22 protein-coding genes are annotated in these 26,100 nt (G+C 63.0%); 11 read left to right on the top strand and 11 right to left on the bottom strand.

All coding sequences use genetic code 11. The annotated features are described in order from the left end of the window. Window positions 1–31: 31 nt before the first annotated feature. Entirely contained in the window at window positions 32–772 is a 741-nt protein-coding gene (locus AC1Q6I_RS07340; protein ID WP_102624890.1) for a hypothetical protein, read from the top strand. A 136-nt stretch (window positions 773–908) separates the two neighbouring features. On the opposite strand, the gene AC1Q6I_RS07335 is transcribed toward AC1Q6I_RS07340, so the two are convergent. Continuing rightward, window positions 909–1,766 carry an SDR family oxidoreductase gene (locus tag AC1Q6I_RS07335; RefSeq protein WP_024078107.1) on the bottom strand — a complete coding sequence of 286 codons (858 nt, stop codon included), beginning with the start codon at window positions 1,764–1,766 and terminating at the stop codon, window positions 909–911. Window positions 1,767–1,954: 188 nt separating this feature from the next. On the opposite strand from AC1Q6I_RS07335, the gene exbB reads away from it, so the two are divergent. From exbB to AC1Q6I_RS07290, 9 genes are all read left to right on the top strand, one after another. Continuing rightward, window positions 1,955–2,926, top strand: coding sequence for a tonB-system energizer ExbB (exbB, locus tag AC1Q6I_RS07330; RefSeq protein ID WP_102624891.1), 972 nt, complete (start codon window positions 1,955–1,957; stop codon window positions 2,924–2,926). Window positions 2,927–2,932: 6 nt separating this feature from the next. Continuing rightward, window positions 2,933–3,358, top strand: a complete 426-nt coding sequence (gene exbD, locus AC1Q6I_RS07325; protein ID WP_003195519.1) for a TonB system transport protein ExbD — start codon at window positions 2,933–2,935, stop codon at window positions 3,356–3,358. Then, window positions 3,355–4,104, top strand: coding sequence for a TonB family protein (locus tag AC1Q6I_RS07320; RefSeq protein ID WP_102624892.1), 750 nt, complete (start codon window positions 3,355–3,357; stop codon window positions 4,102–4,104). Before exbD ends, AC1Q6I_RS07320 begins: the two co-directional genes overlap by 4 nt. Window positions 4,105–4,272: 168 nt before the next feature. Then, window positions 4,273–4,608 (top strand): cupredoxin domain-containing protein, encoded by a 336-nt coding sequence (locus AC1Q6I_RS07315; protein ID WP_024078110.1) that lies wholly within the window; start codon window positions 4,273–4,275, stop codon window positions 4,606–4,608. Between the two features lie 3 nt (window positions 4,609–4,611). Beyond that, the gene (locus AC1Q6I_RS07310) at window positions 4,612–5,430 is read left to right on the top strand and encodes an FTR1 family iron permease (RefSeq protein ID WP_102624893.1); all 819 of its coding nucleotides are present in this window, start codon (window positions 4,612–4,614) and stop codon (window positions 5,428–5,430) included. 20 nt (window positions 5,431–5,450) lie between these two features. Continuing rightward, on the top strand, window positions 5,451–5,981 hold the full coding sequence (locus AC1Q6I_RS07305; protein ID WP_024078112.1) for an iron transporter: 531 nt from the start codon (window positions 5,451–5,453) through the stop codon (window positions 5,979–5,981). A 113-nt stretch (window positions 5,982–6,094) separates the two neighbouring features. Further along, window positions 6,095–7,015, top strand: a complete 921-nt coding sequence (locus tag AC1Q6I_RS07300) for a hydrogen peroxide-inducible genes activator (RefSeq protein ID WP_024078113.1) — start codon at window positions 6,095–6,097, stop codon at window positions 7,013–7,015. Window positions 7,016–7,023: 8 nt separating this feature from the next. Further along, a complete protein-coding gene (gene recG, locus AC1Q6I_RS07295) occupies window positions 7,024–9,099 on the top strand; it encodes an ATP-dependent DNA helicase RecG (RefSeq protein ID WP_024078114.1) in 2,076 nt (691 codons plus the stop codon). A gap of 77 nt (window positions 9,100–9,176) precedes the next feature. After that, on the top strand, window positions 9,177–10,577 hold the full coding sequence (locus AC1Q6I_RS07290; protein ID WP_069077262.1) for an aminoacyl-tRNA deacylase and HDOD domain-containing protein: 1,401 nt from the start codon (window positions 9,177–9,179) through the stop codon (window positions 10,575–10,577). A gap of 108 nt (window positions 10,578–10,685) precedes the next feature. On the opposite strand, the gene AC1Q6I_RS07285 is transcribed toward AC1Q6I_RS07290, so the two are convergent. Further along, the gene (locus tag AC1Q6I_RS07285; protein ID WP_069077358.1) at window positions 10,686–11,060 is read right to left on the bottom strand and encodes a helicase; all 375 of its coding nucleotides are present in this window, start codon (window positions 11,058–11,060) and stop codon (window positions 10,686–10,688) included. Window positions 11,061–11,357: 297 nt separating this feature from the next. On the opposite strand from AC1Q6I_RS07285, the gene AC1Q6I_RS07280 reads away from it, so the two are divergent. Then, on the top strand, window positions 11,358–12,200 hold the full coding sequence (locus AC1Q6I_RS07280; protein WP_102624895.1) for a DUF6252 domain-containing protein: 843 nt from the start codon (window positions 11,358–11,360) through the stop codon (window positions 12,198–12,200). A 128-nt stretch (window positions 12,201–12,328) separates the two neighbouring features. Here AC1Q6I_RS07280 and tagQ read toward each other — a convergent pair whose 3' ends face one another. The 9 genes from tagQ to AC1Q6I_RS07235 all read right to left on the bottom strand — a co-directional run bounded on the left by tagQ (window position 12,329) and on the right by AC1Q6I_RS07235 (window position 26,097). Continuing rightward, complete coding sequence (gene tagQ, locus AC1Q6I_RS07275; RefSeq protein WP_102624896.1) at window positions 12,329–13,258, bottom strand: type VI secretion system-associated lipoprotein TagQ; 930 nt, start codon at window positions 13,256–13,258, stop codon at window positions 12,329–12,331. An 84-nt stretch (window positions 13,259–13,342) separates the two neighbouring features. Beyond that, window positions 13,343–15,052, bottom strand: a complete 1,710-nt coding sequence (locus AC1Q6I_RS07270; protein WP_069077356.1) for a formylglycine-generating enzyme family protein — start codon at window positions 15,050–15,052, stop codon at window positions 13,343–13,345. Continuing rightward, on the bottom strand, window positions 15,045–16,229 hold the full coding sequence (locus tag AC1Q6I_RS07265; RefSeq protein ID WP_024078120.1) for an ABC transporter permease family protein: 1,185 nt from the start codon (window positions 16,227–16,229) through the stop codon (window positions 15,045–15,047). The genes AC1Q6I_RS07270 and AC1Q6I_RS07265 overlap by 8 nt, the downstream gene beginning before the upstream one ends. Next, window positions 16,229–16,933: an ABC transporter ATP-binding protein gene (locus tag AC1Q6I_RS07260; RefSeq protein ID WP_069077355.1), complete on the bottom strand. Its 705-nt coding sequence runs from the start codon at window positions 16,931–16,933 to the stop codon at window positions 16,229–16,231. The genes AC1Q6I_RS07265 and AC1Q6I_RS07260 overlap by 1 nt, the downstream gene beginning before the upstream one ends. Continuing rightward, window positions 16,933–19,944 carry a serine/threonine-protein kinase gene (locus AC1Q6I_RS07255; protein ID WP_102624897.1) on the bottom strand — a complete coding sequence of 1,004 codons (3,012 nt, stop codon included), beginning with the start codon at window positions 19,942–19,944 and terminating at the stop codon, window positions 16,933–16,935. Before AC1Q6I_RS07255 ends, AC1Q6I_RS07260 begins: the two co-directional genes overlap by 1 nt. After that, window positions 19,941–20,660: a PP2C family protein-serine/threonine phosphatase gene (locus AC1Q6I_RS07250; RefSeq protein ID WP_024078123.1), complete on the bottom strand. Its 720-nt coding sequence runs from the start codon at window positions 20,658–20,660 to the stop codon at window positions 19,941–19,943. Before AC1Q6I_RS07250 ends, AC1Q6I_RS07255 begins: the two co-directional genes overlap by 4 nt. Next, a complete protein-coding gene (gene tagF, locus AC1Q6I_RS07245) occupies window positions 20,661–21,314 on the bottom strand; it encodes a type VI secretion system-associated protein TagF (protein ID WP_024078124.1) in 654 nt (217 codons plus the stop codon). Beyond that, entirely contained in the window at window positions 21,311–24,811 is a 3,501-nt protein-coding gene (gene tssM / locus AC1Q6I_RS07240; protein ID WP_024078125.1) for a type VI secretion system membrane subunit TssM, read from the bottom strand. The genes tagF and tssM overlap by 4 nt, the downstream gene beginning before the upstream one ends. Then, entirely contained in the window at window positions 24,808–26,097 is a 1,290-nt protein-coding gene (locus tag AC1Q6I_RS07235; protein ID WP_024078126.1) for a DotU family type VI secretion system protein, read from the bottom strand. The genes tssM and AC1Q6I_RS07235 overlap by 4 nt, the downstream gene beginning before the upstream one ends. Between the last annotated feature and the right edge of the window lie 3 nt (window positions 26,098–26,100).

Below are 26,100 nucleotides of genomic sequence, written 5' to 3'. Positions count from 1 at the left end.
CCATTGTTTTCACGCATAAGCGGATGGCCTCATGCACAAGTTACTCGCGCTCAGCCTCAGCCCGTTCCTGCTGGCCGGTTGCTCGCACACGCCGCAATCTGCCGACATCAGCGGACTGTGGATCAACCAGGCCGCTATTGATACCGCCGCCCAAGGTCGTCCATTACTCAAAGCACTGGACGCCAATGGCCTGAATCTGGAATGGAACATCGACACCCGTGGCGGCAAAGCGTTATTCAGCAATGCATTCGAAGCCGGCGAAGGTCAACTGCGGTCAAAGGCACCAGGCGTATGGGTTGTCGACTATGACGGCCACGGCACCGACGAACTGCACTGGGATGGCAACCAGCTTATCCAGCAGGCCAAAGCATTTTTTGCCGGCCAAGTGTTCCGGCGCCCGGCCCAGCCAGCCCCCGAGGGTGCAAGGTGGGGTACAACGTTCAGACAGGCACTGAATTCAGCCTACATGGGCGGGAAGTGGAAAATCATTGAAGGCCAAGGCGTCGGCAACAGCGTGGTGTTCAATGCTGATGGCGGCCTGTCCGGGCTGGCACAAAATGACCGGTACGAGCTCTGCCTGGGCGGCGATTGCGCCACTCAAGGCGCTGGCAATGACACGCTCTCTCTCGGCAAGGGCGATGTCGCAGACGTATGGATTTTTGTCCGTCACGGCAAGCGGATGGAAATTTTGAACGCGATCAATCATGCCCAACCGGACGAAATTCCCCAACTCGCTCCAGGCCCACGCCAATGGCTGCTGGAACAACAGTGACGAAAAAAGAGCCCTTGTTCGGGTAATGCCAGCCAGTAAGGAGGAACACTGCAACTGTGGCAAGCGGGCTTGCCACAGGTTACTGTTTGCTCGTTCTATCTCTTAACTGACTGGCATTCGCCCTTGGGCTCCTCTGTCAGCGCTGACCTTCGAGAATCGCAGCATACCCCTCGCGATAGGTCGGATAGACCGGCGCCCAGCCCAGCGCCTTGGCCCGCGCATTACTGCATTGCTTGCTGCCCGCGCGGCGCACACTGGCGTCGTCGGCCCATTCGGTCACGCCCAAATAGTCGCGCAACCAACCGACCACCTCCGCCAATGGCGCCGGCGCATCGTCAACACCGATGTAAATCTTCTCCAACGAGCCGCCCTGCTCCACATGCCGCAGCAAAAAGGCCAGCAGGCCCGCCGCGTCATCGACATGAATCCGGTTGCCATATAAAGGCGGATCGATCGCCACGCGATAACCCTGGCGCACCTGGGTCAGCAGCCATTCACGGCCCGGGCCATAGATCCCCGTCAACCGCACGACGCTCGCCGGGATACCACTGTTCAGCGCCACTTGCTCAGCTTCCAGCATCACCTGCCCGGAATAGCCTTTCGCCTGGGTCTCGGAGGTTTCATCGACCCACTCGCCATTCTGCTGCCCATACACACTGCTGCTGGATACAAACAACAGATGCTTGGGCTCCTGGCCGTAATCCTTCAGCCACTCCAGTACGTGCTGCAACCCTTGCACATAAGCGGCGCGATAACCGGCCTCATCGTGATCCGTCGCGGCGGCGCAATACACCAGGTAATCCACCCCGCCGATTGGCCAGGTGTCAGGGCAATCCTTGTTGAACAGGTCGCCGGCAATGCCAATCACGCCATCGGGCAGGCGCGAAATATCACGCCGCAGGCCATGAACCTCCCATTCCGAGGCGAGCAGTTGGCTGGCCAGCCGACTCCCCACATCGCCACATCCGGCAATCACAACAGAAGGCGCAGACATCACAAAACTCCGAACTGAAAGGTCTAGATTAGCCGTCTCCGTAGACCGGCGGCCAGAAAAAGGGCAAATAAAGTTACTGTATTACTTTTGTTAACAAGAATTACTTGCAATAATAACCGCCCATTTGTCCTCGACCTCGCTCGGTCTGGAAGGACGATCACTCATTTTTTCTCTCAGGTCCGGCCAGCATGACACGTCATACAAACCCCGCTTCGCCAACCAAGCCTCACAGCCCATCCCGCGCCTGGCGTGCGATTGCTGCGTTGCTGTTCAGCGTACTGCTGGCACCGACCGCCGCATTCGCTGATGCCACGGCGCCGGCCACCCCGCCTGCCGCCGAACAGAACGCCGCCCCTGCGGCTGCACCTGCCGCGACACCAGCCGCGACCGATCCGGCAGTGCCAGCCGCTGCCGACGAGTCCGGCGTAGTACTGGAAGAAGACAACACCCTGGGCATGGCCCACGACCTGTCCCCATGGGGCATGTACCAGAATGCTGACGTGGTGGTGAAAGCCGTGATGATCGGCCTGGCCATTGCCTCGATCATTACCTGGACCATCTGGATCGCCAAGGGCTTCGAGCTGCTGGGCGCCAAGCGTCGTCTGCGCACCGAGATCGTCCACCTGAAAAAAGCCACCACCCTCAAGGAAGCCAGTGAAAGCGCGACCCAAAAGGGCACCCTGGCCAATACCCTGGTGCACGACGCGCTGGAAGAAATGCGCCTGTCGGCCAACACCCGCGAAAAAGAAGGTATCAAAGAGCGCGTAGCCTTCCGCCTGGAGCGTTTGGTCGCAGCCTGCGGTCGTAACATGAGCAGCGGCACCGGCGTGCTGGCTACCATCGGTTCCACTGCGCCGTTCGTCGGCCTGTTCGGTACCGTGTGGGGCATCATGAACAGCTTCATCGGCATCGCCAAAACCCAGACCACCAACCTTGCCGTCGTTGCCCCCGGCATCGCCGAGGCCCTGCTGGCTACAGCCCTGGGCCTGGTTGCCGCGATTCCTGCGGTGGTGATCTACAACGTCTTCGCCCGTTCGATTGCCGGCTACAAGGCCCAGGTATCGGACGCGTCGGCAGAAGTCCTGCTGCTGGTGAGCCGCGACCTCGACCACCTGCCTACCGAGCGCAGCTCGCAACCGCACATGGTGAAAGTGGGGTAATCGGCCATGGGCCTGCATTTGAATCAAGGCGACGACGAACTCGTCGAGAACCACGAAATCAACGTCACGCCATTCATCGACGTGATGCTGGTGTTGCTGATCATCTTCATGGTGGCGGCACCCCTGGCCACCGTGGACATCAAGGTCGACCTGCCCGCCTCCAGCGCCAAGCCGGCGCCGCGGCCGGAGAAGCCGATCTTCCTCAGCGTCAAGGCGGACCAGCGCCTGTTCCTGGGCGAAGAAGAAGTCAAAGCCGAAACCCTGGGGCCAGTGCTCGATGCCAAGACCCAAGGCAAAAAGGACACGACGATCTTCTTCCAGGCTGATAAAGGCGTGGACTACGGCGACCTGATGAGCGTGATGGATGCCCTGCGGGCGGCCGGCTATCTGAAGGTGGGCCTGGTCGGACTTGAGACGGCAGCCAAGAAATGATCACGACGCGCCACAAACTGACGCGTTATGGCACCAGCCTCGCCGTCGTGCTGGGCGTGCACGCCATCGCGATTGCCATCGCACTCCACTGGTCGGCACCGCGCCCGGTCCTGCTGCCACCGGCAGCCATGGTCATTGACCTGGCACCCGCGCCAGCGCCACCACCGCCAGCGCCGCCGAAAGTGGTGACGCCGCCGCAACCGCCTGCCCCGGTGGAAGAGTTGCCGCTGCCAAAACTGGCCGAAGCGCCCAAGCCGACGATCCAGGTGCCCAAGCCGGTCAAGCCCAAGCCCAAACCCCAGCCGCCCAAGCCGGTGGAGAAGAAGCCCGAGCCACCCAAGGAAAAACCTTCCGAGGACCCACCGAGCGAATCGCCACAGACCAACGCTCCGGCGGAAAAATCGGCCCAGCCGGTTCCTGGCCCATCGCCGCAACAGGTGGCCGCCAAGGCGTCCTGGGAAGGCACCCTGCTGGCGCACTTGCAGAAGTACAAGAAGTACCCGCCGGGCGCCCAGGCCCGAGGCAAGGAAGGCCTGAACCGCTTGCGCTTCGTGGTGGATGCCGATGGCAACGTGCTGTCCTATGAGCTGGTGGGCCGCTCCGGCAACGCCGACCTGGACCGTGCGACCCTGGACATGATCCGTCGTGCCCAACCACTGCCCAAGCCGCCAGCCGACATGTTGAAAGGCGGCAGCATCGAGATCGTTGCGCCGTTCGTTTACAACATCGAAAAACGTCGCCGGTAATCCTCACCGTGGGCACTCTCGGGTGCCCACGGCTGCTGCTCCCTCCCCCGCGTATTGCTGCAACCTGAACCAGGGTTGAACAGCCTGCGACCTATCTCCATCTTCACTTGTAACATTTAAATACAAAGCTAATTATCCGCGAATCGTTCTCATTAGCGGACATTCGGCATGCCCACTCTTGCCCGGCTGGCTCTCCTCCTGCTGGCTTTTCCCGTCGTTGCGCAGGCGGATCAACTGGTCACCCTGGTCATTCAAAACCACACCTTCAGCCCCTCAAGTTTCGAGGTGCCGGCCGGTGAGCGCTTTCGCATTCAACTCACCAGCCACGACGAAAGCGTCGATGAGTTCGAAAGCTATGACATGAAATTCGAAAAAATCATCGTCCCCGGCAACACCGTGACGGTGTTCGCCGGCCCGCTGCATCCCGGCACTTACACCTTCTTCGATGACTACCACCCCGACCAGGCCAAAGGCACGGTCACTGCCGTCGAGGCCAAGGAGTAAGCCATGCTGGCCTGTCTGTTGATCGTGTTTCGAGAAGTGCTGGAAGCCGGGATTGTGGTGGGGATCGTGATGGCCGCCACCCAGGGCCTGGCGCGGCGCGGGCTGTTTATCGGCGGCGGGATCGCAGCCGGCGTACTGGGCGCGGGGATCCTCGCACTCTTTACCGGCGCAATCACCCAGGCACTCCAGGGCTTTGGCCAGGAGATTTTCAACGCAGCCATTCTGGTGGTCGCCGTGGTCATGCTGGGCTGGCACAACCTGTGGATGGCCAGCCATGGTCGCGAGTTGGCCACCCAACTGCGCAGCGCCGGCAATGCGGTACTCAACGGCGAAAAATCACTCTGGGCGCTGGCCGTGGTGATCACCGTGGCGGTGCTGCGCGAAGGCTCGGAAATCGTGCTGTTCCTCTATGGCATCGCCGCGTCGAGCCAGGCAGACCCACTGTCGATGCTGGCCGGTGGCGTGCTCGGCATCGCCGCCGGCGCCGCGCTGTCCTGGCTGATGTACCGCGGCCTGGTCGCCATCAGCCTCAAGCGTCTGTTTTCGATTACCGGTTGGATGATCGCCTTGCTCGCCGCCGGCATGGCGGGGCGGGCGGCCGCGATCCTCGCCGGTATCGACCTGATCCCCGCCTGGGGCTACCAACTCTGGGACACGTCCTGGCTGGTCTCCGACGCCAGCCTCACCGGCCGCGCCCTGACCGCGCTGGTGGGCTACACCGACCGGCCGCTGGGCGTCCAACTGGTCGCCTGGTCCGTCACCCTTGCGCTCCTGGTGCTGGGTAACCGCTTGCTGCATTCACGCCCGACGCAATCACGTTAACTGCCTCAAGGAGCCACGCCATGAAACACCTGCGCAACCCCTTGGCCACCGCACTGGTACTTGTCAGCGCCCTGGCCGCTTCAACCCTGACCCAAGCCCGCGAGTACCCGATTGGCGGGCCCGTCCAGGTCAACGACATGGAAATCGCCTCCTCCTACCTGGTGGGCATCGAAATGGCCCCCATGCCACCGGGCATGGTGATGAGCAAGGATTCGGTGCACCTTGAGACGGATGTGCATGCCACCGCCGACAACAAGTACGGCCTGTCCAATGGCGAGTGGGTGCCCTACCTGACCATTACCTACTCGCTGGTCAAGCAGGGTTCGCCCGACTACAAGGAAATCGGCACGCTGCTGCCGATGGTGGCCAAAGACGGCGCCCACTACGCCAACAACGTGAAAATGGACGGCCCCGGCACCTACACTGTGGTACTGCGCTACGAAAGCCCGCAGATCAAAGGTTTCTTCCACCACGTGGACAAGGAAACCGGCGTACCGGAATGGTGGGGGCCGTTCACCAAAACCTTCACCTTCAAATACCCGCAAAGCTGAAAGCATGAACGCGACACCTGATTACCAGGTGTCGTAAACCCCATCCTCTCTGATAACGTGCGTCTATCGATTGCAGCCGGTATGCTTGGCTTGCAACCTCATGGACGCCCGCTATGACTCTTACAGAATTACGCTACATCGTGACCCTCGCCCAAGAACAACACTTTGGCCACGCGGCCGAGCGTTGCCACGTCAGCCAGCCGACGCTATCGGTGGGCGTGAAGAAGCTTGAAGACGAACTCGGTGTGCTGATTTTCGAGCGCAGCAAAAGCGCCGTGCGCCTGACCCCGGTGGGTGAAGGCATTGTTGCCCAGGCCCAGAAGGTCCTGGAACAAGCGCAAAGCATTCGCGAACTGGCCCAGGCCGGCAAGAACCAGCTGACCGCACCGCTGAAAGTCGGCGCCATCTACACCGTCGGCCCCTACCTGTTCCCGCACTTGATTCCGCAACTGCACCGCGTCGCGCCGCAGATGCCGCTGTATATCGAAGAAAACTTCACCCACGTGCTACGCGACAAACTGCGCAACGGCGAGCTGGACGCGATCATCATTGCCCTGCCGTTCAACGAGGCGGACGTGCTCACCCTGCCGCTCTACGACGAGCCGTTCTACGTATTGATGCCGGCCTCGCACCCGTGGACGCAAAAAGACACCATCGACGCGGCCCTGCTCAACGACAAGAGCCTGCTGCTGCTCGGTGAGGGCCACTGCTTCCGCGACCAAGTGCTGGAAGCCTGCCCGACCCTGACCAAGGGCAACGACGGCGCCAAGCACACCACGGTGGAATCCAGCTCCCTGGAAACCATTCGCCACATGGTCGCTTCCGGCCTCGGCATCTCGATCCTGCCGCTGTCGGCGGTGGACAGCCATCACTACGCCCCCGGCGTGATCGAAGTGCGCCCACTCACGCCACCGGTGCCGTTCCGCACCGTGGCAATCGCCTGGCGCGCCAGTTTCCCGCGGCCCAAAGCCATCGAGATCCTCGCTGACTCGATCCGCCTGTGCTCGGTGGCCAAGCCGCCTGCCGCGAGCTAAGCAACGGTATGACAGAGCTGTCGCAGGTGCCAGTGACGGCACTCAAGGGTGTCGGTGAAGCCATGGCCGAGAAGCTGGCCAAGGTCGGCCTGGAGAACCTCCAGGACGTGCTGTTCCACCTGCCCCTGCGCTATCAGGATCGCACCCGCGTAGTGCCCATCGGCCACTTGCGGCCTGGACAGGACGCAGTGGTCGAAGGCACCGTCAGCGGCGCCGACGTGGTCATGGGCAAGCGCCGCAGCCTGGTGGTGCGCCTGCAGGACGGCACCGGTGGCCTGAGCCTGCGCTTCTACCATTTCAGCAACGCGCAGAAGGAAGGCCTCAAGCGCGGCACCCGCGTGCGCTGCTACGGCGAGGCGCGGCCCGGCGCTTCTGGCCTGGAAATCTATCATCCGGAATACCGCGCCATTACCGGCGACGAGCCACCGCCGGTCGACACCACGCTCACACCGATCTACCCGTTGACCGAAGGCCTGACCCAACAGCGCCTGCGCCAACTGTGCATGCAGACCCTGACGATGCTCGGCCCCACCAGCCTGCCCGACTGGCTGCCCCAGGAGCTGGCGCGCGACTACCAGCTGGCGCCGCTGGCTGATGCGATTCGCTACCTGCACCACCCACCGGCCGACGCCGATGTCGACGAATTGGCCCTGGGTCATCACTGGGCCCAGCATCGCCTGGCGTTCGAAGAGCTGCTGACCCACCAACTGTCCCAACAGCGCCTACGCGAAAGCATGCGCTCCCTGCGCGCACCAGCGATGCCCAAGGCCACGCGCCTGCCTGCGCAGTACCTGGCCAACCTCGGCTTTGCGCCGACCGGCGCCCAGCAGCGCGTGGGCAATGAAATCGCCTACGACTTGAGCCAGAAGGAGCCCATGCTGCGGCTGATCCAGGGCGACGTGGGCGCAGGCAAGACCGTGGTTGCCGCCCTCGCCGCCTTGCAGGCCCTGGAAGCCGGGTACCAAGTCGCGCTGATGGCGCCCACCGAGATCCTCGCCGAGCAGCACTTCATCACCTTCAAGCGCTGGCTCGAACCCCTGGGCCTGGAAGTGGCATGGCTGGCGGGCAAGCTCAAGGGCAAGAACCGCGCAGCCGCCCTCGAACAGATCGCCGCCGGCGCACCGATGGTGGTGGGTACCCACGCGCTGTTCCAGGACGAAGTGACGTTCAAGAACCTGGCCCTGGTGATCATCGACGAACAACACCGTTTCGGCGTGCAACAACGCCTGGCCCTGCGTCAGAAAGGCGTGGGCGGCCGCATGAGCCCGCACCAACTGATCATGACCGCCACGCCGATCCCGCGCACCCTGGCCATGAGTGCCTACGCCGACCTCGACACCTCGATCCTTGACGAACTGCCCCCCGGCCGAACCCCGGTCAACACCGTGCTGGTCACCGACACCCGCCGCGTGGAAGTGATCGAGCGCGTGCGTGGCGCCTGTGCCGAAGGGCGCCAGGCGTACTGGGTGTGCACGTTGATTGAAGAATCCGAAGAGCTGACCTGCCAGGCCGCCGAGACCACATACGAAGACCTCACCAGCGCCCTCGGCGAGCTCAAGGTCGGGCTGATCCACGGCCGCATGAAGCCGGCGGAGAAAGCTGCGGTGATGGCCGAATTCAAGGCCGGCAACCTGCAACTGCTGGTGGCCACCACGGTCATCGAAGTCGGTGTGGACGTGCCCAACGCCAGCCTGATGATCATCGAAAACCCCGAGCGCCTGGGCCTGGCGCAACTGCACCAGTTGCGCGGCCGCGTCGGCCGGGGCAGCGCCGCCAGCCACTGTGTGCTGCTCTACCACCCGCCACTGTCGCAGATCGGTCGTCAGCGCCTGGGCATCATGCGTGAAACCAACGACGGTTTTGTCATTGCCGAGAAAGACCTCGAACTGCGCGGCCCTGGGGAGATGCTCGGTACCCGCCAGACCGGCCTGCTGCAATTCAAGGTCGCCGACCTGATGCGCGACGCCGACCTGCTGCCCGCTGTGCGCGATGCGGCGCAAGCGCTGCTGGAGCGCTGGCCGCATCACGTCAGCCCGCTGCTGGATCGCTGGCTTCGCCATGGGCAGCAATACGGCCAAGTGTGACGCCTGACTCACTTATCCGACCTACAGTTGTATCAAGCTGGTTATACTTCGTTGACTGTAAGAAATTGGATCAGGCCATGTCAGAAGTTGCCCTCGCCACAACCCCACTGACCGCCCCGCCGGTTATTCGGGCGTTGCTTGCAAAACTCGCCATCAGCTACACGGAAGTCGCCGAACAACCGGGCCTGAATCCTGCGCAAAAGGTCCAGGCGGTGTTGCTGGAAGATGCCGTGGGCGCACTGATGGTGCTGTTCCCACAGAGCCAGTTGCTCGACCTCAACCGCCTCACCGAACTCACCGGGCGTCGCCTCACGGCGGTATCACCGGATCGCGTCAAACGCATGCTGGGCAAGCACGACCTGAGCCTGTTGCCGGGCCTGCCACCACTGACCAGTTCACCGTGCCTCTACGAAGGCAGCCTGCTCAACGAACCCAGCCTGCTGGTGCATTCAGGCGAAGCCGGGGTATTGCTGGAAATCTCCAGCGAAGCCTTCAAGACCATGCTCACCAAGGCCAGCGCCGGCCAGTTCGGTGAGCCGCTGAGCAACATCCGCCCCAACCTCGACCGCCCCAATGATGACCGCGAGGAAATCACCCAAGCGATGCAGGCGTTCACAGCCCGCCGCATCCAGCAACGCCTGGAAGCGACCATCGAGATTCCGCCGCTGGCTGACACCGCGCAGAAGATCATCAAGCTGCGCGTCGACCCCAATGCGACCATCGACGATATCACCGGCGTGGTGGAAACCGACCCGGCCCTGGCCGCCCAGGTGGTCAGCTGGGCCGCATCGCCCTACTACGCCTCGCCGGGCAAGATCCGTTCGGTGGAAGACGCCATCGTGCGGGTGCTGGGCTTTGACCTGGTGATCAACCTGGCGCTTGGCCTGGCCCTGGGCAAAACCCTGAGCCTGCCCAAGGACCACCCGCACCAGGCTACGCCGTACTGGCACCAATCGATCTACACCGCCGCCGTGATCGAAGGCCTGACCCGTGCCATGCCACGCGCCCAGCGCCCCGAAGCCGGCCTGACCTACCTGGCCGGCTTGCTGCACAACTTCGGCTACCTGCTGCTGGCCCATGTGTTCCCGCCGCATTTCTCGCTGATCTGCCGGCACCTGGAGGTCAACCCGCACCTGTGCCACAGCTATGTCGAGCAGCATCTGCTGGGCATCAGCCGCGAGCAGATCGGCGCCTGGCTGATGCGCTACTGGGACATGCCGGACGAACTGTCCACCGCCCTGCGCTTCCAGCACGACCCGACCTACGACGGCCAGTATGCCGAGTACCCGAACCTGGTATGCCTGGCCGTGCGCCTGTTGCGCAGCCGTGGCATTGGTTCCGGCCCGGATGAAACGATCCCGGATGTGCTGCTCGAGCGCCTGGGCTTGAGCCGTGACAAGGCCGAGGAAGTGGTGGGCAAAGTGCTGGATGCCGAAGTGCTGTTGCGCGAATTGGCGTCCCAGTTCAGCCAGGGCTGAATCGGTAGCTTGGCAGATCGCTATCGGGGGCAAGCCCCCTCCCACATTTTGATCTGCGAACACAGTCAAGTGTGGGAGGGGGCTTGCCCCCGATGAATCCACCTCGATCTACTTCTTTTTCTTCGGCTTCAAATACTTGGTCAAGCCCTGGAACCAGATCACCAACGCCGGGTTGCCCTTGATCTGGATCGACTTGTCCTGAATCCCCGTCATGAACGCCAATTGCTTGTTCTTCGCCTGCAAGGTGGCGAAGCCGTAGGCCGCATCCTTGAACGCGATGGCAAACGCCGGCGCCGGGTGGACACCCGAGCGGCTGGTGATGCGCTGGTCTTTGACGATGAAATGACGGGCAACCTTGCCGTCGAGGGTCTGCAACTGGAACGCCAGGTCTTTGTCACCCAGCTGTTGCTGGAACGCAGGGTTGGTGCGGCTGGCTTTGCCCATCATCAGGCCCAGCACCCACAGGAGAAGACGAAATTTCATAACGGCACAGCCTCAGGAAAATTAACGGCTCGCGCAGTCTAACGATTCCCCTGTAGAACGCCACTATTCCCCCAAGTTAGAAAACCCTCATTGTTTTACTTAGACCGCATGACTGCACGGTCAATATTTAAACAGACCACCATTAGACCGGCGCAGGCAAGAACCAACTTGGAATAACGCCATTCCAAACAGGTCTAACTGACTGTCAACTTTAACAGTAGTTATTTCCAGTCCCTGACGCCAACCTTGACGCGAAACTTCCAGGCTCGATAAAAATCATTTAATGGAACTAAAGCCATGAAAACCATTAACAACACATTGGCTGGACAAGTGAGCGCCAATATTGAACTGGGCGGCTCCATACATCCTTTCGTGTCAACGTATACCAGCGCAACTTTGAAAGACCATCACGTGGTCATCAAAGCCTCCCAAGCGGTATTTTCACCTTTCCGTATCTATACCGTTGAATTGAAAATTGCCAATGGCGCCGAACCTGGCACATACCCCTTGGATGGCAAGCCGGGAAATACTGTCGGCCTGGCGTATGACCCACCCACGACGGTTCAGTTGGACTCCTACCGGGACATCGAAGGCGAATTTACTTTGACTGAGACGGCGTCTGAGCAGCAAATCGACGGCACCTTTTACTGCACCGCCAAAAGTTTAAACCCTGAAATCCGCGATTTAGCCACCTTCACTGAGGGCAAGGTATCCTTCCGCAGTGAAACATCACATCGACAAAGTACAGGGTATCTGAGGGGCACGCTTAATTTGCCCACGCCCGACTTCAGCTCAAGCAGACCGCACATGAGCTTCACTGAACCTGGCTTTCTGCAAGTCGTGGCAAACGATGATAACGATGATAAAAACGCGCCTAGACACTTGTGGCTGCACATTCCCACATCAAAGCTGGGTGAAAAAACACTTCCCATTTCCCCGTCTGAGGATGGGGACACCGCTGTCGTCACTTTGATTGCTAAGGTCTTTTATCGCGCCACCTCGGGAACCGTAAACTTCACCTACGATGAACATCTAAAAAAATTGACTGGCACTCTGAACTTCAGCGTCTCTGGCCCAGGCCACGACGATGTCGTATTTTCTGATGGCTCTTTTGAAATCACGGGATTGAGCGAAGCCTAGACAGGCTGATAGCACACCGATTGAACGGGTATCCAGACTCCATTCAATAGAACGCGGTGTAACAATGCCAGCCGATCACCATTGAAGATGAGTGGCTGGCATTGACGGTTTAGAACAACCCCTCGTCCTTACACGTTAGGGCAAGGGACCGGCGCCCAGTCGGCCAGGTTTGGATCGCGGCAAGTGCCTTCGATCTGCGCTTTACCGGCGCTGGCGACCTTCTTGCTTTCATCTTGCTTGGTCTGGGCGGTCTGGAAGGTTTTCTCGGTGTTCACCGCTTCTGTCGGCACGGTTGGAAGAGGCGGCTTTTTCGGCGGTTTGGTGCCTGTACCTTTCTTCTTGTTGCCCGGTGTCACCACGGGTGTTGCATCGGCCTGGGCCACGGTGACCACGTCGGCACGCTGTACGCCAACCTGCTGCAGGTCTTTCTCGTAGGCTTGGGTGTAGTTGTTCAGGTCTTCGGCGGCTTTGCCGTTGACCGCAACGATCAGGTCATTGGATTCCTTCAGGCCCGAGACGATTTCCGCCAGGCGCTTGCGGCCTTCGGTATCGTTGACGGTCTTGGCTTTACGATCAGCCACCAACTTGGTGAATGCGCTCTGGTAGCACTGCTGGGACGCCCTGGCGTACGCGGTGCTGCGGTCGATGTCAGAGGCACTTTTGTTCACGTCAGCCGCATACGAGGCAATGCGCTGGTTGTCATCGGCGATCTGCTTCTGACGCTCGGTGTAGTAACCCGCTGCGCCGCCGGCCAGGGCGCCGCCCGCTGCGCCGATGGCGGCGTTACGGCCACGGTTTTCCTTGTCGCCGGTCAGCACGCCCAGCAAGGCACCGCCCGCCGCACCGATGGCCGCGCCGGTGACAACCGACTTGGTCATGTTCGAATCGGTGGCGCGCAAGTGCTGCACCGGCTCGTAGCAGTTGGGGTAGTACTCGACCTTGGTGCTCGACGCGACCTTGGAGGCCGGCGACGTGGCGCAACCGGTCAGCACCGTGCTGAAGCCGGCTGCGATCAGCAGCAAGTGACGCTTGGAAACCGCCTTACGGGAAAAAAGCATAGGTGTGTTCTCTTCTAAGTTTGACTTGCCCAGCACGGCCCACTGCCGCCTGAGTCCCTTCCAAGCTCGCCATACAGCCAGCGATCATCGCTGACCGCTCGCTGCGAGCAATTCCTTCAAGATCGTCGCCGGGTCGGCCCGCTGTTGCTTGCGGTAGTTGCCGACATGGCGGACGAACAGTGTCGCGCGCGTCACCAGGCTCTTGCCGAGCACTGGCTTGCGATCCAACTCTTCCTTGATGCGTTGAAACTGCGCCTGGATCACCGCGTCGGTGTAGCGCGTGCCGGTGGCCAGGTTGTCGATATAGATCGCCACCGCGCCATCGAGGGCGCTGCGCCCGTTGTCGATGGCCGTGGCAAACAGCGCCGCGCTGGCCTCGTCCTTATTGTCCAGGGCCTGCTGGCGACTCTTCTGCAGGTTGGCCAGGCGGATGTTGTAGTTGCTGATGGTCTCGGCCACCAATGCCGCCGACTGAATCAGGTTGCCCGCCGCCTCTTCGCGTTGCTGGGCGATCAGCGAGACATTGCGCTTGAGCTCTTCGTTGACCAGCCCAAGCTCGGCCTGCAACTTGGGGTCGACGCTGGCGGCGATGATGCTGTCCAGGCGCTTGGTCGGGTCCTGGGCATCGTCAATGGCGTCGGTCAACGAGGCCAGGCGGCCCTCTTTCTGCCACTGGGCGAACAACTCCTTGTAGCGTGAGCGCGGTGCCGACAACGCACCAATCGCCACGCGGAAACCGGTGGTCTCATTGCTTTGCTCGGTGCCGTCGGCGGCGAACAACGGGTATTCGCGGCGCATGCCGGTAAACAGCGTGCCCTCGCCTTCCAGGTAGTTGCCGCCCTTGACCACAAAGCCGCCGTAGGTGCCCTGGCGGCGTCCGGCGTGTACCAGTTGGAAAGATTCCTGGACCATTTCCGCGGCGTTACCGATCACGTCGAACATGCCGATCGGGTTGGGCAATTTGGTGCCGATGGGCATCAGGCGCGCGGCCTGGCCGGTGCCACCGGCGACCTGGTTGAACACCGCGTAATCGCCGAGCGGGCCGTCGCTCTCGCTGCCTTCGACGCGGCGCGGGAACAGGCGCCCTTCCAGGTCCTGGCGGCTGACCGCGTGCCCACCGCGGGCCGCAAACTCCCACTCCACTTCAGTAGGGAGGCGCACAAAGCCCAGGCCGCCCTCTTCTGCCGACGAACCGCGCCCGCTGACCGGCAGCAAGTCGCGGTGGTATTTCATCAGCCAGGCGCTGTACACCGCCGAGAAACGCTCGGCCTCAAAGCGCGACAGTTTCACCTTGGGCAAACGCGCGGCAATGCCGGTGGGCGCATCGCAGGCCGGCGCGGGCTCGCCACTGGCCAGCGACTGCGCCTGGGACATCACCTGGGCGTATTGGCGCGCGGTCACTTCGTACTTGCCGATGAAGTACAGCATCGGCTTGAGCGGGGTCTTGGCGTCGGTCTTGGGCATCAACGGTGCGATGACTTTGTTCCAGTCTTTCGGCAAGTCCTTGAGGGTGAATTGGCCGTTGATGAAGTCGCGGCGATAGCCGGAGATAAACGACTGCTGATAGCCCGCCTCGCCTTCGGCAAACGGGTAACCAAGGCTGATCTCGCGGTCGTCCAGGGTGCCCTGGGCCAATACGTAGGCGTAGCGGAACACCATATTGCCTTCGCACGGCAACGGCAGGCTGACGTCGTCGGGCAACGGCTTGGGGTTGTCGAGCTTGTCACTCGCTTCATCGGCCCAGGCCATCGAAGCCAAGGTCAGCGCCACACAGGCGCCCAGTAACTTATACATCTCTGATTCCTTCAGAAGCCTGGATACGCGCCACTCGCCAACCGCCACAGGCCGCCGCCACGGCGCTGACGCCGAGGACTGCAACCAGGGCCAGGCCGTAGTGACGCGCCAGCAGGTGGCTGGCGTATTCGCCCGGCACCTGCACGAATAACTTATTCACCGCTGTCTCGGCCAGGCCATACAGCCCGGCACTGAGCAAGGCGGCAAACCCTGCGCTGTACAGCGCCTGCACCACCACAAACAGCAACAGTGCGCCGGTGGAAAAACCCAACAGGCGCAACACCGACAGTTCCCGGCGCTTGCGCGCCACGGCGGCCAGCGCCCCGGCGAAGATCGCCGCAAACGCCCCCGCCAAGGCCAACCCGGCGATGATCCAGAACACGATCGACAGGTTGCGGCTCAACGACTGCACCTGGGCGATGGTCTGCGCCTGGGTCGACACCAACAGATTCTGCGCGGCGAAATACACCCGCAGCGGTTCCACATCGGTGAGGCTGCGCGCATACAGGCGAAATGCCGGGTATACCCGCTGCTCGCTCACAGCCACCTCATCACCGGCCCAACCCAACGCCGGTACCGCACGGCCATCGCGGTAATCTTCCGCCGCTTCCAGCAATCTCAAATCGGCAAACAACCCATCACGCGCGAAGGCTTCCAGCGGCAGCACCGCCAGTACCTGCAAGCGTGTGCGCTGGGCTTCTACACGTCCCGCCACTTGCCGCGCAAAACTGGTCTCCAACCAATCCCCCGGCCGTGCCGCGAGCTTCTCGGCAGCGGTGTGGCTCAGCACGATCTGGTCCAGGCCCTTGGGCATCGGCAGGCCGCTCAACAACGGGTCGCTCGCAGCCGTCGGCAGCATTTCCAAGGTCAGCGTGCCGACCTGCGCCGTCGCCGCAATCTGCCGCGTGCGTGGTAAGGCGAACGCCACATCGCTGCGCTGGCCGAGCTGTTCGACAAATGCGCTGCTGAATCGACCACCGCCCAACGGAATAATTTCACGGGTGGCCGGATCGGTCTCCAAACGTTCGGTCAAACTGCTAACCAGTCCAAATTTCAGGCCGAATAACACCAGCAACGGCGCGATCACCGCCACCAGCGCCAACACCGAGCAGGCCGACAGCCAGGCATCGTTGCGGTAATCCTGCCAGGCCAGGGACGCCACCAGAGGGATACGCATCAGCACGCCTCCCCGAGGGTCGCGGTGACGCCGCCGTCGGCGTCGCGGCGACAGCTGATGCGCCGCACCTGCAAGCCGCTGGCGCGGGCCAGGGGTTCGTCATGGGTGGCGATCACACAGGCGGCGCGATGCTCGCGGGCCTGGGCCAGCAGCGCCTGCATGACGCGTTCGGCATTCAATGGGTCAAGGGACGCGGTGGGTTCATCAGCCAGCACCAACTGCGGCGCATGGGCCAAAGCGCGCGCGCAGCTCACGCGTTGGCGCTGGCCCACTGACAGGGCCGCCGGCTTCTTGGCCAACTGGTCGCTGATCTCCAGCTGTTCAGCCAGGCGCGCCACGCTGCCATCGTCCTTCAACCCCAGCAGTTGCCGCGACAGCGCGATATTGCTGCGTACATCCAGAAAGCCCAGCAGCCCGCCGGTTTGCAGCACATAGCCCAGGTGTTGGCTGCGCAGCGCGGCCAGGGTGGATTGCTGATCGGCACGCCACAGCCCGCCAATGTCCTGCTGATTGAATTCGAACCGGCCCACCTGATCAGGCGCCAATACCAGCGCCAGCAGATCCAGCAAGGTGCTCTTGCCGCACCCGCTCGGCCCGACAATCGCCAACTGCTCCCCGGCACGCAGGTGCAGCGCCGGGATCACCAAGCTGTAACGCTGGCTGCCGACACCCCGGCTCTTGTGCACCGCACTCAGGTTCAGCATTACGGCAGCGTCGACAAGGGTACGCGGTACAACGCATCACCCGGCTCGGCATCGCCGAAACGGACCCAGTTGGCCACGTCATTGTGGAAGGTTTCGTAGAGGCGGATCTTCGAATCCAGCTCGTCGATAAAGTCTTCCTGCTCGGCCACGCTCAACGACAACCACAAATCCTGGGTCATATTCAGCGACTTGCTGCGGTACGGCAGGCCTTCCAGGTACTCGCCGAGAATCCCGCCATCGGCCAGGTTGCCGCCCTTGCGCAGGGCTTGCGGATCACGGCTCATATAGGCTGAGGCGCTGGCGATTTCCTGGAAGAAATCCTTGGGTGAAGTCTGGGTTTTGCGCGCGGCATCGACGATCAGTTTCAGCGACTGTTGCAGGTCATTGAGCTGCAATTTGGTCAACATCACACACACCTGGAACGCCGGCAGTGCCGGGTTGGTCAGGTCGCGGTCGGCGGTCCAGGCGCTGACCAGTTGCGGCGCCTGGCTCGCGGCTTTGCGGCCGAGGAAGTCCATGTGCATGGCATAGCCGACCGCCGCGGATTTATCCGCCAGGCTCGGCGCGCCACTCAGCAACGGCACCGGCTGCGGCGTGTTGCTGCGCACTTGGTGCACTAGGTTGGCGAACACCGTGCCGATCTCATCGACCCGCTCACCCAACTTGCGCACATCCCCCCCCGGTACCGGCGTGTACAGGTCGCCGATCTGTGGGTTGGCGTCGGCGGTGAGGACACGGTATTGGCTCTCGGCGCCGGCGTGGGTTTTCTTGCCAGCGTCGGTGCGCAGGTGCAGGGCGTAGATCTTGATCTGCTTGCCCAGCGCGGCCTGGCGCACTTCGGCTTCGTTCATCTGAGTGGCGGCGAACGGGTCGTTCTTGCGCAGGGCGCCAGCGTCGGTGACCAGCAGGATGATCCGCCCGCCATAGCCGGACCAGTCCATGCCTTCCACGGCCTGCATCACCCCGGCAAACGCATCTTCGTTGAAGGAATGGCTGGACACCGTGGACGCCTTGACCTGGCGCGCCATGTCGAGAAAGCGTTGCGGGTCGCGGCCCTGGTCAAGGCTGATCAAGGTCTTGGCCACGTATTCCAGGCCCGGGGTTTTCTTGATGCTGTTGCGAAAACCGACCAGGCCGAAGCTGACACTGTCCAGTTCGCCACGCTCGGCAATGCGGGTTTGCAGTTCGTGCACCACGTCGCGAACCTGGTCGATATAGGGCTGCATGGAAACGGTGGTATCGACCACCAGCACCACGGCGGTGCGGAAGGCGTCGGCATTGGCGCTCATCACCGGCGTTGCAGGCTTGGCGGCCGCGCTGCTGCCAGGGTCGATGGACGCGACATTCAGCAACTGCACCGGCTGGCCGTTTTCGTCGAAGCTCTCTTTGGAGTCGAAGATCGGCAACAGGTAGAACTGGTTCTGCGGCACCGCACTGGCAGCCGGCTCCAAGGCCAGGACCTGGCCGTTGTCTTCGCTGTTTTTCTGCGCCTTGGCCAACACGCCTTTGGCCGCGGCAGGATCAGCCAGCAGCTTTTCCACTTCGGCGGATTGGCGCAGGAACATCACCGGCGCCCGGCCGGAGCGCTCGGTGAACTTGAGCACCAGGCTTTGCTTCCAGTCGCTGACCTGGGCGGCGGGCAACCAACCGTCGCTGCGGCCATCGGTGGCGGCGCCGACACGAACCCACGGGCTGCCGTCGACGTCTTTGCGCTGATACACGTAGAGCACGGAGAACGCCGGCAGGGCCTTGCCCGACGCGCTGCCGGCCTCATTCGACAGTTTGGCGCCGGGCTTGCTGAGGACGCGCTGGAACAGGGTCTTCTTGCCGGCCATCAACAACGGACGTTGGCCGCCATCCACTTCAGCCACCGCGACAGGTGGCGTTGCCTGTGGCACTTCGGCTACCGCCGCAGGCGGCTTGGCCTGCGGCACGACGGCAACCGGCGGCTTGGCCGGTTCATCACGGCCGCTCAACCACCAGTAGCTGCCGCCACCAATGGCCAATGCCACGGCCACCGCCACGGCGGCCAGTGCCAACACCGGCCCACGGCGCTGCTCGGACACGGCGTTATGCTGGGTCGGTGTCACCACCGGCTGGCGCACCGGTTGCGGCTGGGGTTTGTCGGTCGGGATGTCGATGGTGACGGGCGTCATGCCCGCCAGATCAAAACTCAGCGGGATCGGCAACGGCCGCACCAGCGTGGCCTCTGGCGAGTCCGCCGGCAGCTGGTCCAGTGCCGCCAGCAACGCCGCCGCATCCGGGAAACGCTCCGCCGGGTCCTTGGCCAACAGCTTGCGCAGCACACCCTGATAACGGCCATGGTGCACCGGCAACTCCGGCAAGGGTTCGGTCAGGTGCGCCAGCGCCGTGGACAGCGCATCGGTGCCGTTATACGGCAGCTTGCCGACGAGGATTTCATACAGCACCACGCCCAGCGCGTAGAGGTCGGCACGGCCATCGATCTCCTGGCCCCGTGCCTGCTCCGGGCTCATGTAGCTCGGCGTGCCCACCGCAAACCCGGCCTGGGTGAACTGGGTACGGTCGTCCAGGGACTTGGCGATACCGAAGTCCGACAACACCGCAGTGCCGTCAGCACGGAACAGGATGTTCGCCGGCTTGACGTCGCGGTGCACCAACCCCTGGGCATGCGCATAGCCCAGCGCCGAGGCAATCTGGCGAATCAACGTCACGCCCTGCTCTGGCGTCAGGCCCGCGGCGATGCGCTCCTTGAGCGTGCCGTTGGGCAGGTACTCCATGGCCATGTAGTACAGCTCACCGACATTGCCGATGTCATGGATGGTCACCGTATGCGGGTGCGACAAGCGCGCCAGGGTCTTGCCCTCGCGCAGGAAGCGTTCGCAGAAACTCGGGTCGGCCGCCAGCGCCGCCGCCATCACTTTCAACGCCACCTTGCGCTCCAGCGAGCGCTGGGTCGCCAGGTACACGCTGGCCATGGCGCCTTCGCCGATCTCGCCTTCGATGTCGTAGCCCGGAATCACAATGTTCATGCCGATACCTTCACGACGATGGCGGTGATGTTGTCCGGCGCGCCGCGGTTAAGCCCCAGGTGCACCAGGCTGCGCACGATTTCGTCCGGCGCGTCGTGGCTGAGCACTTCGCGGATCTCATGGTCTTCGACGGTCTTGTTCAGGCCATCGCTGCACAGCAGGTAGCTGTCACCCGGGGCGATCAACAGGTCGACCACCGCCAGTTCCAACTGGGCCTCTACGCCAATGGCGCGGGTGACGATGTTGGCGCGCGGGTGCACGCGCGCGTCGGCTTCGCTGAGCAGGCCGCTGTCTTGCAGGTCCTGCACGTAGCTGTGGTCGCGGGAGATACCTTCGAGCACGCCGTCGCGCAGGCGGTACAGGCGACTGTCACCAGCCCACAGGCACACACCGCGCAAGCCGCGGGCGGCGAGCACCACCACGGTGCTGCCCATCATGGTCACACCACGGTTGGCGGTTTCTTCACGCACGGCGGCATTGATACGGAGCAGGTCATTGCGCAAGGCCGCCGAGTATTCCTCGAGGGACCGACCCAGCGGCACGCTGCGCAAGCTGTCGACGATCAGGCTGCTGACGTAATCCCCCGCCGCATGCCCGCCCATGCCGTCGGCCACCACCCACAGGCGGTTTTCCGGCAGGTCCAGGCAGGCGTCTTCGTTGACCTGGCGGACCATGCCCACATGGCTTTTGCTCGCGGATACATACGTCGCCCCCATCTACATCACACCCTCTTGTCCGAGCAAAAACTGCGCAAAATCGCCGGTGGCGGGCAGGCCCTGACACCGCAATAAACCAGGGGAAATCGTCTGCGAACCACGGCCCCACCACAGGCTGGCACCGTCGCAGGCCTGTTCGGCGAGCGCGGTCATGCGCTGGTGGGGCTCGGTGGCGGCCACACGTTGCAGGCCGGCGAAACGGCTGTCGACCGCTCGCGGCTCAATCGCCGGCAAGCCCAAGCTGTCGAGGCCATCGTTGAAGCGTTCAAAGGTAGCGTCGGCATCGAGGGTGCCGAGCAACAGCTCTTCGGCCTGTTCGAACCAGGTGTCCGGACCGCCCACCAGAGAAGCCGGGTTGGTGTCGTGATCGAGCAAGGCCACCACCGCCAGCGGGAAATACCGCCCCACCCGATCGATGCTCGGCATCACCACGCCCGCCGCCGCGTTCGGTCCGCACACACCCGGCGCCAACACAAAGCGCCACAGCGGGCTGACCAGGTACACGTTGAGCCACTCGGCGCCCAGGCTCTGCTGGCTGGCGAGCAAACCCGCCGCCAACCAGCTGTCCCATGGGCCAATAAAGCTCTGGGGCAAGGCGCGGCTGACAAAGTCCCCACGACTGGCCAACTTGCCGTAGAAACCCAGCGTCGTCATAACCGCTCCGGCAGGCTGAAGCCGCTGAGCACGCGACTCTTGAACGGATTGAAGGCGCTGTTGGCGCGCAACTCGTAGGCGATGCTCGCCCCATCCACACGCAGGCGCAGGTTAAAGCGATCAGGCGAGTTGCCGGCGGTAAGGTCCGACTGCTCCAACAGGCGGAACCAAGCCCACGGGCCATCCAGGGTCACACCGGAGCGGCCACTGGCCGACGGCGGCATGATGGAAATTCGCACCACACCAATGCTGCCGGGGTTTGGCCATTGCATCGCCACCGGGCGGCTCGGGCCGTGGTCGTAGCTCAGTTGCTGGCCGTCAAGGTCAAGCAGGAACTGGGTAATGCTCGGGTCCATCGACACTGGCTTGAGTTCGAAGCGCACGATGGGTTGGGTACCCCCGGAGCGGAAGAACGCATCGCGGATCGTCGCGGCACGCTGGAAGGTTTGCAGCACGCCCGGTGCAATCCCGAGCTTCTGCGCCGCGCCCGGCTGCCAGCGCCAGGTCTGCGCCGAGGTGTCCACGTACGGCTGCAGGTACTTGCGGAAGTAATTGTCCATCACCCCGCCCACGCCAAAGAACTGCCCGAAGTCATCCAGGGTGGCGTCACGCGTACTGCCCGGCGACATCGGGTAGCGCCCTGCCAGGGACTGACGATACACGTTGACCACTTCGCTGACCCAGGCCGCGTTCAGTTGGTTACGCACACCGCCCATCATGCTGTTGGTGGTGGAGTTGACCACCGACTTGACCATGCCTTGCACCAAAGGTGGCTGGCGCTCGGCATTCAGGCTGACCCGCGTGGCCGCAGCCGCCGCCTGGTTCTTCGCCTCACCCAGCAAGGCGTCGCCGCTGGCACCGACCATGGCGCTGACCTGCACATATAGCGCATTCATGTCCGACAACAGGCCGTCGATGGCAGCCGGTTCGCCTTCGTTCTTGCTGACGATGCTGTTGAGTTCGGCGAAGTGTGCGGTCACCGGGTCATCCGCGGCGGCCGGCGCATTCGCGGTCGGTTGCTCCTGGCCGAGCAGGCTGCCCAGGCGCTCCTTGAGCTTGTCCACCCCACCTTCCACCGGTACACCCTTGGCGGCCAATTGGCGCTCTTCCGCTTGCAGGTCGGTTTCCTTGGCCACCGCCACCAGCAGTTTTTTCAGCGGCGAGGTGGGTCCGGAAATCACCCGCAGCACATCGGCTGCCTGGGCCACGCTGGTGATCGGTACAAAGTCGATGTCGGCGAGCAACGCATCCCACTGGCGCTGGTAGTCCTGGAAGTACAGGCGACGCACATCGGCGGCCAGGCTGACCACGTTCTGCTGGTCGGCCTGCTCACGGCCCAGTACCCATTGCTCTTCGGCCAGGGTACCGGTCTGGTTCAGGCTGCTCAGCAGGAACGCCTGGCGATAGCCCTTGGCGGTAAAGAAACCACTCAGCGGCTCACCCAGCGGCTTGCCACTTTTGCGGCTGAACACCAGCGCAGCATCACGGCCGGCGGCTTCGTTGATGCGGAAGTCCGGGATGCCTTCAGGCAATTTCTGACGCTTGACCCGGTCGTAGACACGCTGGGCCACCGGCAGTTGTTGCAACTGGCGACGCAGGTCGTCGATCAAACGCGGATCGAGGCGTGCGCTCGGCGGGTGCCGTTCGAACAACGCCTGCAGGTGCCCGGCCAGCGCCTGGCGCTGATCGGCGGGCAGGTCACGGGGCAGGTTGCGGTCCCAATCGAGGGCGATCCAGGCCTTGATGAAGTCCGGGTCGTAATGCTCGGTGTCGGCGAGCATCAGGTAGGCCTTGAGGCCCTCGTAAAGGAAGTCGGAATTGCCGCCGCCATGCAGTTGCTCTTCGATACGCGTCACCAGGCGTGGCGCGAAGACCGCGATCAACAGCTTGCGGTAGACGCTGGCGGACTCGGCTTCCAGCATGTCGCCTTGATACAACCCAAGGCCCTCGGACCAGCTGGGCGAATCGCCTGCCAGGTTCTTCACCGCATTGAGCAGCGGTAGCACGGCCAGCACTTCGCGCTGCGCCGGGCTGAGGTTCTGGACGGTCTGGCCCAGGGGCGCGACCTTCTGGTCGACCTGGGCGATATACGCCTGGTTGGCGCGATAACTCACCCACCACAAGCTGCTGACCACGATCACCAAGGCCACGGTGGCCGCGAGCACACCGCGTGCGATCCACTTGCGCCGGCGCTCAACTTTCGGGTTCACACCCACCAGTCCACGTTCGGCAAAAGCCACGGCGGTGAAGAGTTTTTCGATGAAGTAACTGCGCCCGGTACCGCTCTGGCGCGCCAGGTGCTGGCGGTCCAGATTCATGCTCTGGGCCATGGCGCCAATCAGGCGGTCAATCGGGCTGCCTTCCTGGGTACCGCTGGTGAAGTACACCCCGCGCAGCAACACGCGTTCTTCAAAGGCGTTGGGCTTGAATACACCTTCGAGGAAGCTTTGCAGGCAATCCTTCAGGGCGCCGAACTGTTGCGGGAAACCGTAGATCAGGTCGCGCCGCGCCGGGTCGCGCTCCTGTTGCAGGCGTTCCACCAGGCGTTCGTTGAGGCGCTGCTCCAGGCCGGCGAATTCGCTTTGCAGGTGGGCCAGCGGGCTGTCGCTGTTCTTGCCGTCATCCAGGGCAAAGGTCATGCCCCATACCTGGGCGCGTTCTTCCTTGCTCAGGTTGTCGAAGAACTCCATGAAGCCCGGCACCAGGTCGAGCTTGGTCAGCATCAGGTAGATCGGGAAACGCACGCCCAATTGGGTGTACAGCTCCTGGATACGCAGGCGGATCGCCGCCGCATGGGCGGCGCGTTCGGCGTCGGTGCCCAGCAGCAGGTCAGACAGGCTGATCGCGATAAAGGCACCATCGATCGGGCGACGCGAGCGCTGCTTTTTCAGCAGGTCGAGAAAGCCCAGCCAGGCGGCTTTATCCACCGTGGAATTGCTGTCCTGGGTGGTATAGCGGCCTGCGGTGTCGAGCAATACCGCCTGGTCGGTAAACCACCAGTCGCAATTGCGCGTGCCGCCGACACCACGCACCGCACCGGCGCCCAGTTGCGCGGCCAGCGGGAAATGCAGCCCGGAATTGACCAGCGCAGTGGTCTTGCCCGAGCCTGGCGGGCCGATGATCACGTACCACGGCAGCTCATAGAGATTGCGGCGTTCGTCACCACCTAGCTTGGCCTTTTTCAACAGGGCCAAGGCTTCGTCCATGCGCTGGCGCAAGCTCGACAATTCTTCGGCGGTGGCCACGCTGTTGGGGTCGGCCGGGGTTTCCGCCGCCAGGCTGCGCATCACTTCGGCCGCCTGACGGCGCGCCTGGATGATGCGGAACACCCGATAGGCAATCCACACCGCAAAGATCAGCACGATCAGCGCCCAGCGCCGCCCTTCCGGAACCAGCCCATCGAGCAACGGCCCCACAAACCAGATGATCAGGCTCAGGGCGATCAGGCCCAGTACGGGGATCACCCAGCGAATCATGAAACTGAAAAACGCCTTCACTCGACGCCCTCCGCCAATACGGTGATTTCAACCCGGCGATTGCGGGCACGGCCTTCGGCGGTGGCGTTGGTGGCCACCGGCTCGGTGTCGCTGCGGCCTTCGGCGCTGAAGCGGTCGCCTTGGCCGGTCTTGGCTGCCAGGATGTCCAGCACCGACTTGGCCCGCGCTTCGGACAGCGCCCAGTTGGACGGGAAGCGCAGCGTGGCAATCGGGCGGTTGTCGCTGTGCCCGGTGACACGCACCTGGCCCTTGACCTTGCGAATGGCGTCGGCGATGCGCAGCATCAGCGGCTGGTAGTCATCGACGATGCTGGAGCTGGCGGACGCAAAGAGTTCGTCGCCACGAATGGTCACGACTGAACGGTCGACCTGATCTTCTACTGCCACACGACCCGCCTTGATGTCCTCCGCCAGGAAGCCGGCCAGGCGTGGCCGCTCGATGACTTTGGGCTGCGCCACCGGACGGTCGATGGCCTGCACCGGGATCTCGCCCAAGGCATGAATGTTCTTGAACACCGGCTCGGCGTCCGATGCCAGCTTCATGCGCAAGCCGAACAGCAACGCCAGCAGCAGCGCCAGGCCGATAGCCACCGCGATCCATGGCGGCATGAACTGCGCCAGGCGATCCCGCGCGACGCTGACGCCGCGCCAGTGCGGCGATAACTCGCGCTCGTGGTCGCCACGGGCACTGCGAATCGCCGCAGCGGTGCGCTCACGCAGGGCTTCCAACTGGCTGCGACCGTCGTTGATCACGCGGTAGCGGCCCTCGAACCCGAGGCACATGCACAGGTACAACAATTCCAGCAGGTACAGGCGCTCGCGCGGGCTTTGCAGGCAGTGGTCGAGCAACTGGAAGACTTTTTCGCCGCCCCAGGCTTCGTTATGCACGGTGATCAACAGGCTCTGCTTGCCCCAGTCGCTGGTGCTGCCCCACGGCGTGCTCAACACCGCTTCATCGAGAGCGGTGCAGAGCGCATACCGCGCCAGCAGCACTTCATTGCGTGCCACACCGGCCGCTTCCGCACGTTCTTCGAACTGGCGCAGGTAGGCCAGCAGTTGCGCACGCAAGCTGGCCGGTGCGGGGTGGGCAATGGTGTTGCGCAGGCGTGTCAGCAACGCCAATAGCGGGCCGGCGGCGCTTTCCAGCGGGTTAAGCCCCTGGCTTTTGCCGGTCAGGATCGGTGCCGCCGGCATCGACAGCGGCGCCGGCTCTGCACGCACAGGTTCCGGCGCACGGCCACCCGGGCGCGGCATGAACTGGGTGCGGTCATCATCATTGGGATGCATCGC

Source organism: Pseudomonas sp. MPR-R2A5, assembly GCF_058793055.1.
Note: the sequence above shows the minus strand (reverse complement) of the source record. Positions and strands in the feature narration are given on the sequence as shown.

What these genes read in the sequence shown, in the direction of transcription:
- AC1Q6I_RS07255 (WP_102624897.1), bottom strand. Translation starts at nt 19,944, where the DNA reads ATGAACATTGTGATTCCGGGCTACGACATCGAAGGCGAGATCGGCGAA.
- AC1Q6I_RS07265 (WP_024078120.1), bottom strand. Translation starts at nt 16,229, where the DNA reads ATGCGTATCCCTCTGGTGGCGTCCCTGGCCTGGCAGGATTACCGCAAC.
- recG (WP_024078114.1), top strand. Translation starts at nt 7,024, where the DNA reads ATGACAGAGCTGTCGCAGGTGCCAGTGACGGCACTCAAGGGTGTCGGT.
- tagF (WP_024078124.1), bottom strand. Translation starts at nt 21,314, where the DNA reads ATGACGACGCTGGGTTTCTACGGCAAGTTGGCCAGTCGTGGGGACTTT.
- AC1Q6I_RS07270 (WP_069077356.1), bottom strand. Translation starts at nt 15,052, where the DNA reads ATGTATAAGTTACTGGGCGCCTGTGTGGCGCTGACCTTGGCTTCGATG.
- AC1Q6I_RS07235 (WP_024078126.1), bottom strand. Translation starts at nt 26,097, where the DNA reads ATGCATCCCAATGATGATGACCGCACCCAGTTCATGCCGCGCCCGGGT.
- AC1Q6I_RS07305 (WP_024078112.1), top strand. Translation starts at nt 5,451, where the DNA reads ATGAAACACCTGCGCAACCCCTTGGCCACCGCACTGGTACTTGTCAGC.
- AC1Q6I_RS07280 (WP_102624895.1), top strand. Translation starts at nt 11,358, where the DNA reads ATGAAAACCATTAACAACACATTGGCTGGACAAGTGAGCGCCAATATT.
- AC1Q6I_RS07260 (WP_069077355.1), bottom strand. Translation starts at nt 16,933, where the DNA reads ATGCTGAACCTGAGTGCGGTGCACAAGAGCCGGGGTGTCGGCAGCCAG.
- AC1Q6I_RS07340 (WP_102624890.1), top strand. Translation starts at nt 32, where the DNA reads ATGCACAAGTTACTCGCGCTCAGCCTCAGCCCGTTCCTGCTGGCCGGT.
- AC1Q6I_RS07250 (WP_024078123.1), bottom strand. Translation starts at nt 20,660, where the DNA reads ATGGGGGCGACGTATGTATCCGCGAGCAAAAGCCATGTGGGCATGGTC.
- AC1Q6I_RS07310 (WP_102624893.1), top strand. Translation starts at nt 4,612, where the DNA reads ATGCTGGCCTGTCTGTTGATCGTGTTTCGAGAAGTGCTGGAAGCCGGG.
- tagQ (WP_102624896.1), bottom strand. Translation starts at nt 13,258, where the DNA reads ATGCTTTTTTCCCGTAAGGCGGTTTCCAAGCGTCACTTGCTGCTGATC.
- AC1Q6I_RS07320 (WP_102624892.1), top strand. Translation starts at nt 3,355, where the DNA reads ATGATCACGACGCGCCACAAACTGACGCGTTATGGCACCAGCCTCGCC.
- AC1Q6I_RS07285 (WP_069077358.1), bottom strand. Translation starts at nt 11,060, where the DNA reads ATGAAATTTCGTCTTCTCCTGTGGGTGCTGGGCCTGATGATGGGCAAA.
- AC1Q6I_RS07315 (WP_024078110.1), top strand. Translation starts at nt 4,273, where the DNA reads ATGCCCACTCTTGCCCGGCTGGCTCTCCTCCTGCTGGCTTTTCCCGTC.
- AC1Q6I_RS07335 (WP_024078107.1), bottom strand. Translation starts at nt 1,766, where the DNA reads ATGTCTGCGCCTTCTGTTGTGATTGCCGGATGTGGCGATGTGGGGAGT.
- AC1Q6I_RS07290 (WP_069077262.1), top strand. Translation starts at nt 9,177, where the DNA reads ATGTCAGAAGTTGCCCTCGCCACAACCCCACTGACCGCCCCGCCGGTT.
- exbD (WP_003195519.1), top strand. Translation starts at nt 2,933, where the DNA reads ATGGGCCTGCATTTGAATCAAGGCGACGACGAACTCGTCGAGAACCAC.
- exbB (WP_102624891.1), top strand. Translation starts at nt 1,955, where the DNA reads ATGACACGTCATACAAACCCCGCTTCGCCAACCAAGCCTCACAGCCCA.
- AC1Q6I_RS07300 (WP_024078113.1), top strand. Translation starts at nt 6,095, where the DNA reads ATGACTCTTACAGAATTACGCTACATCGTGACCCTCGCCCAAGAACAA.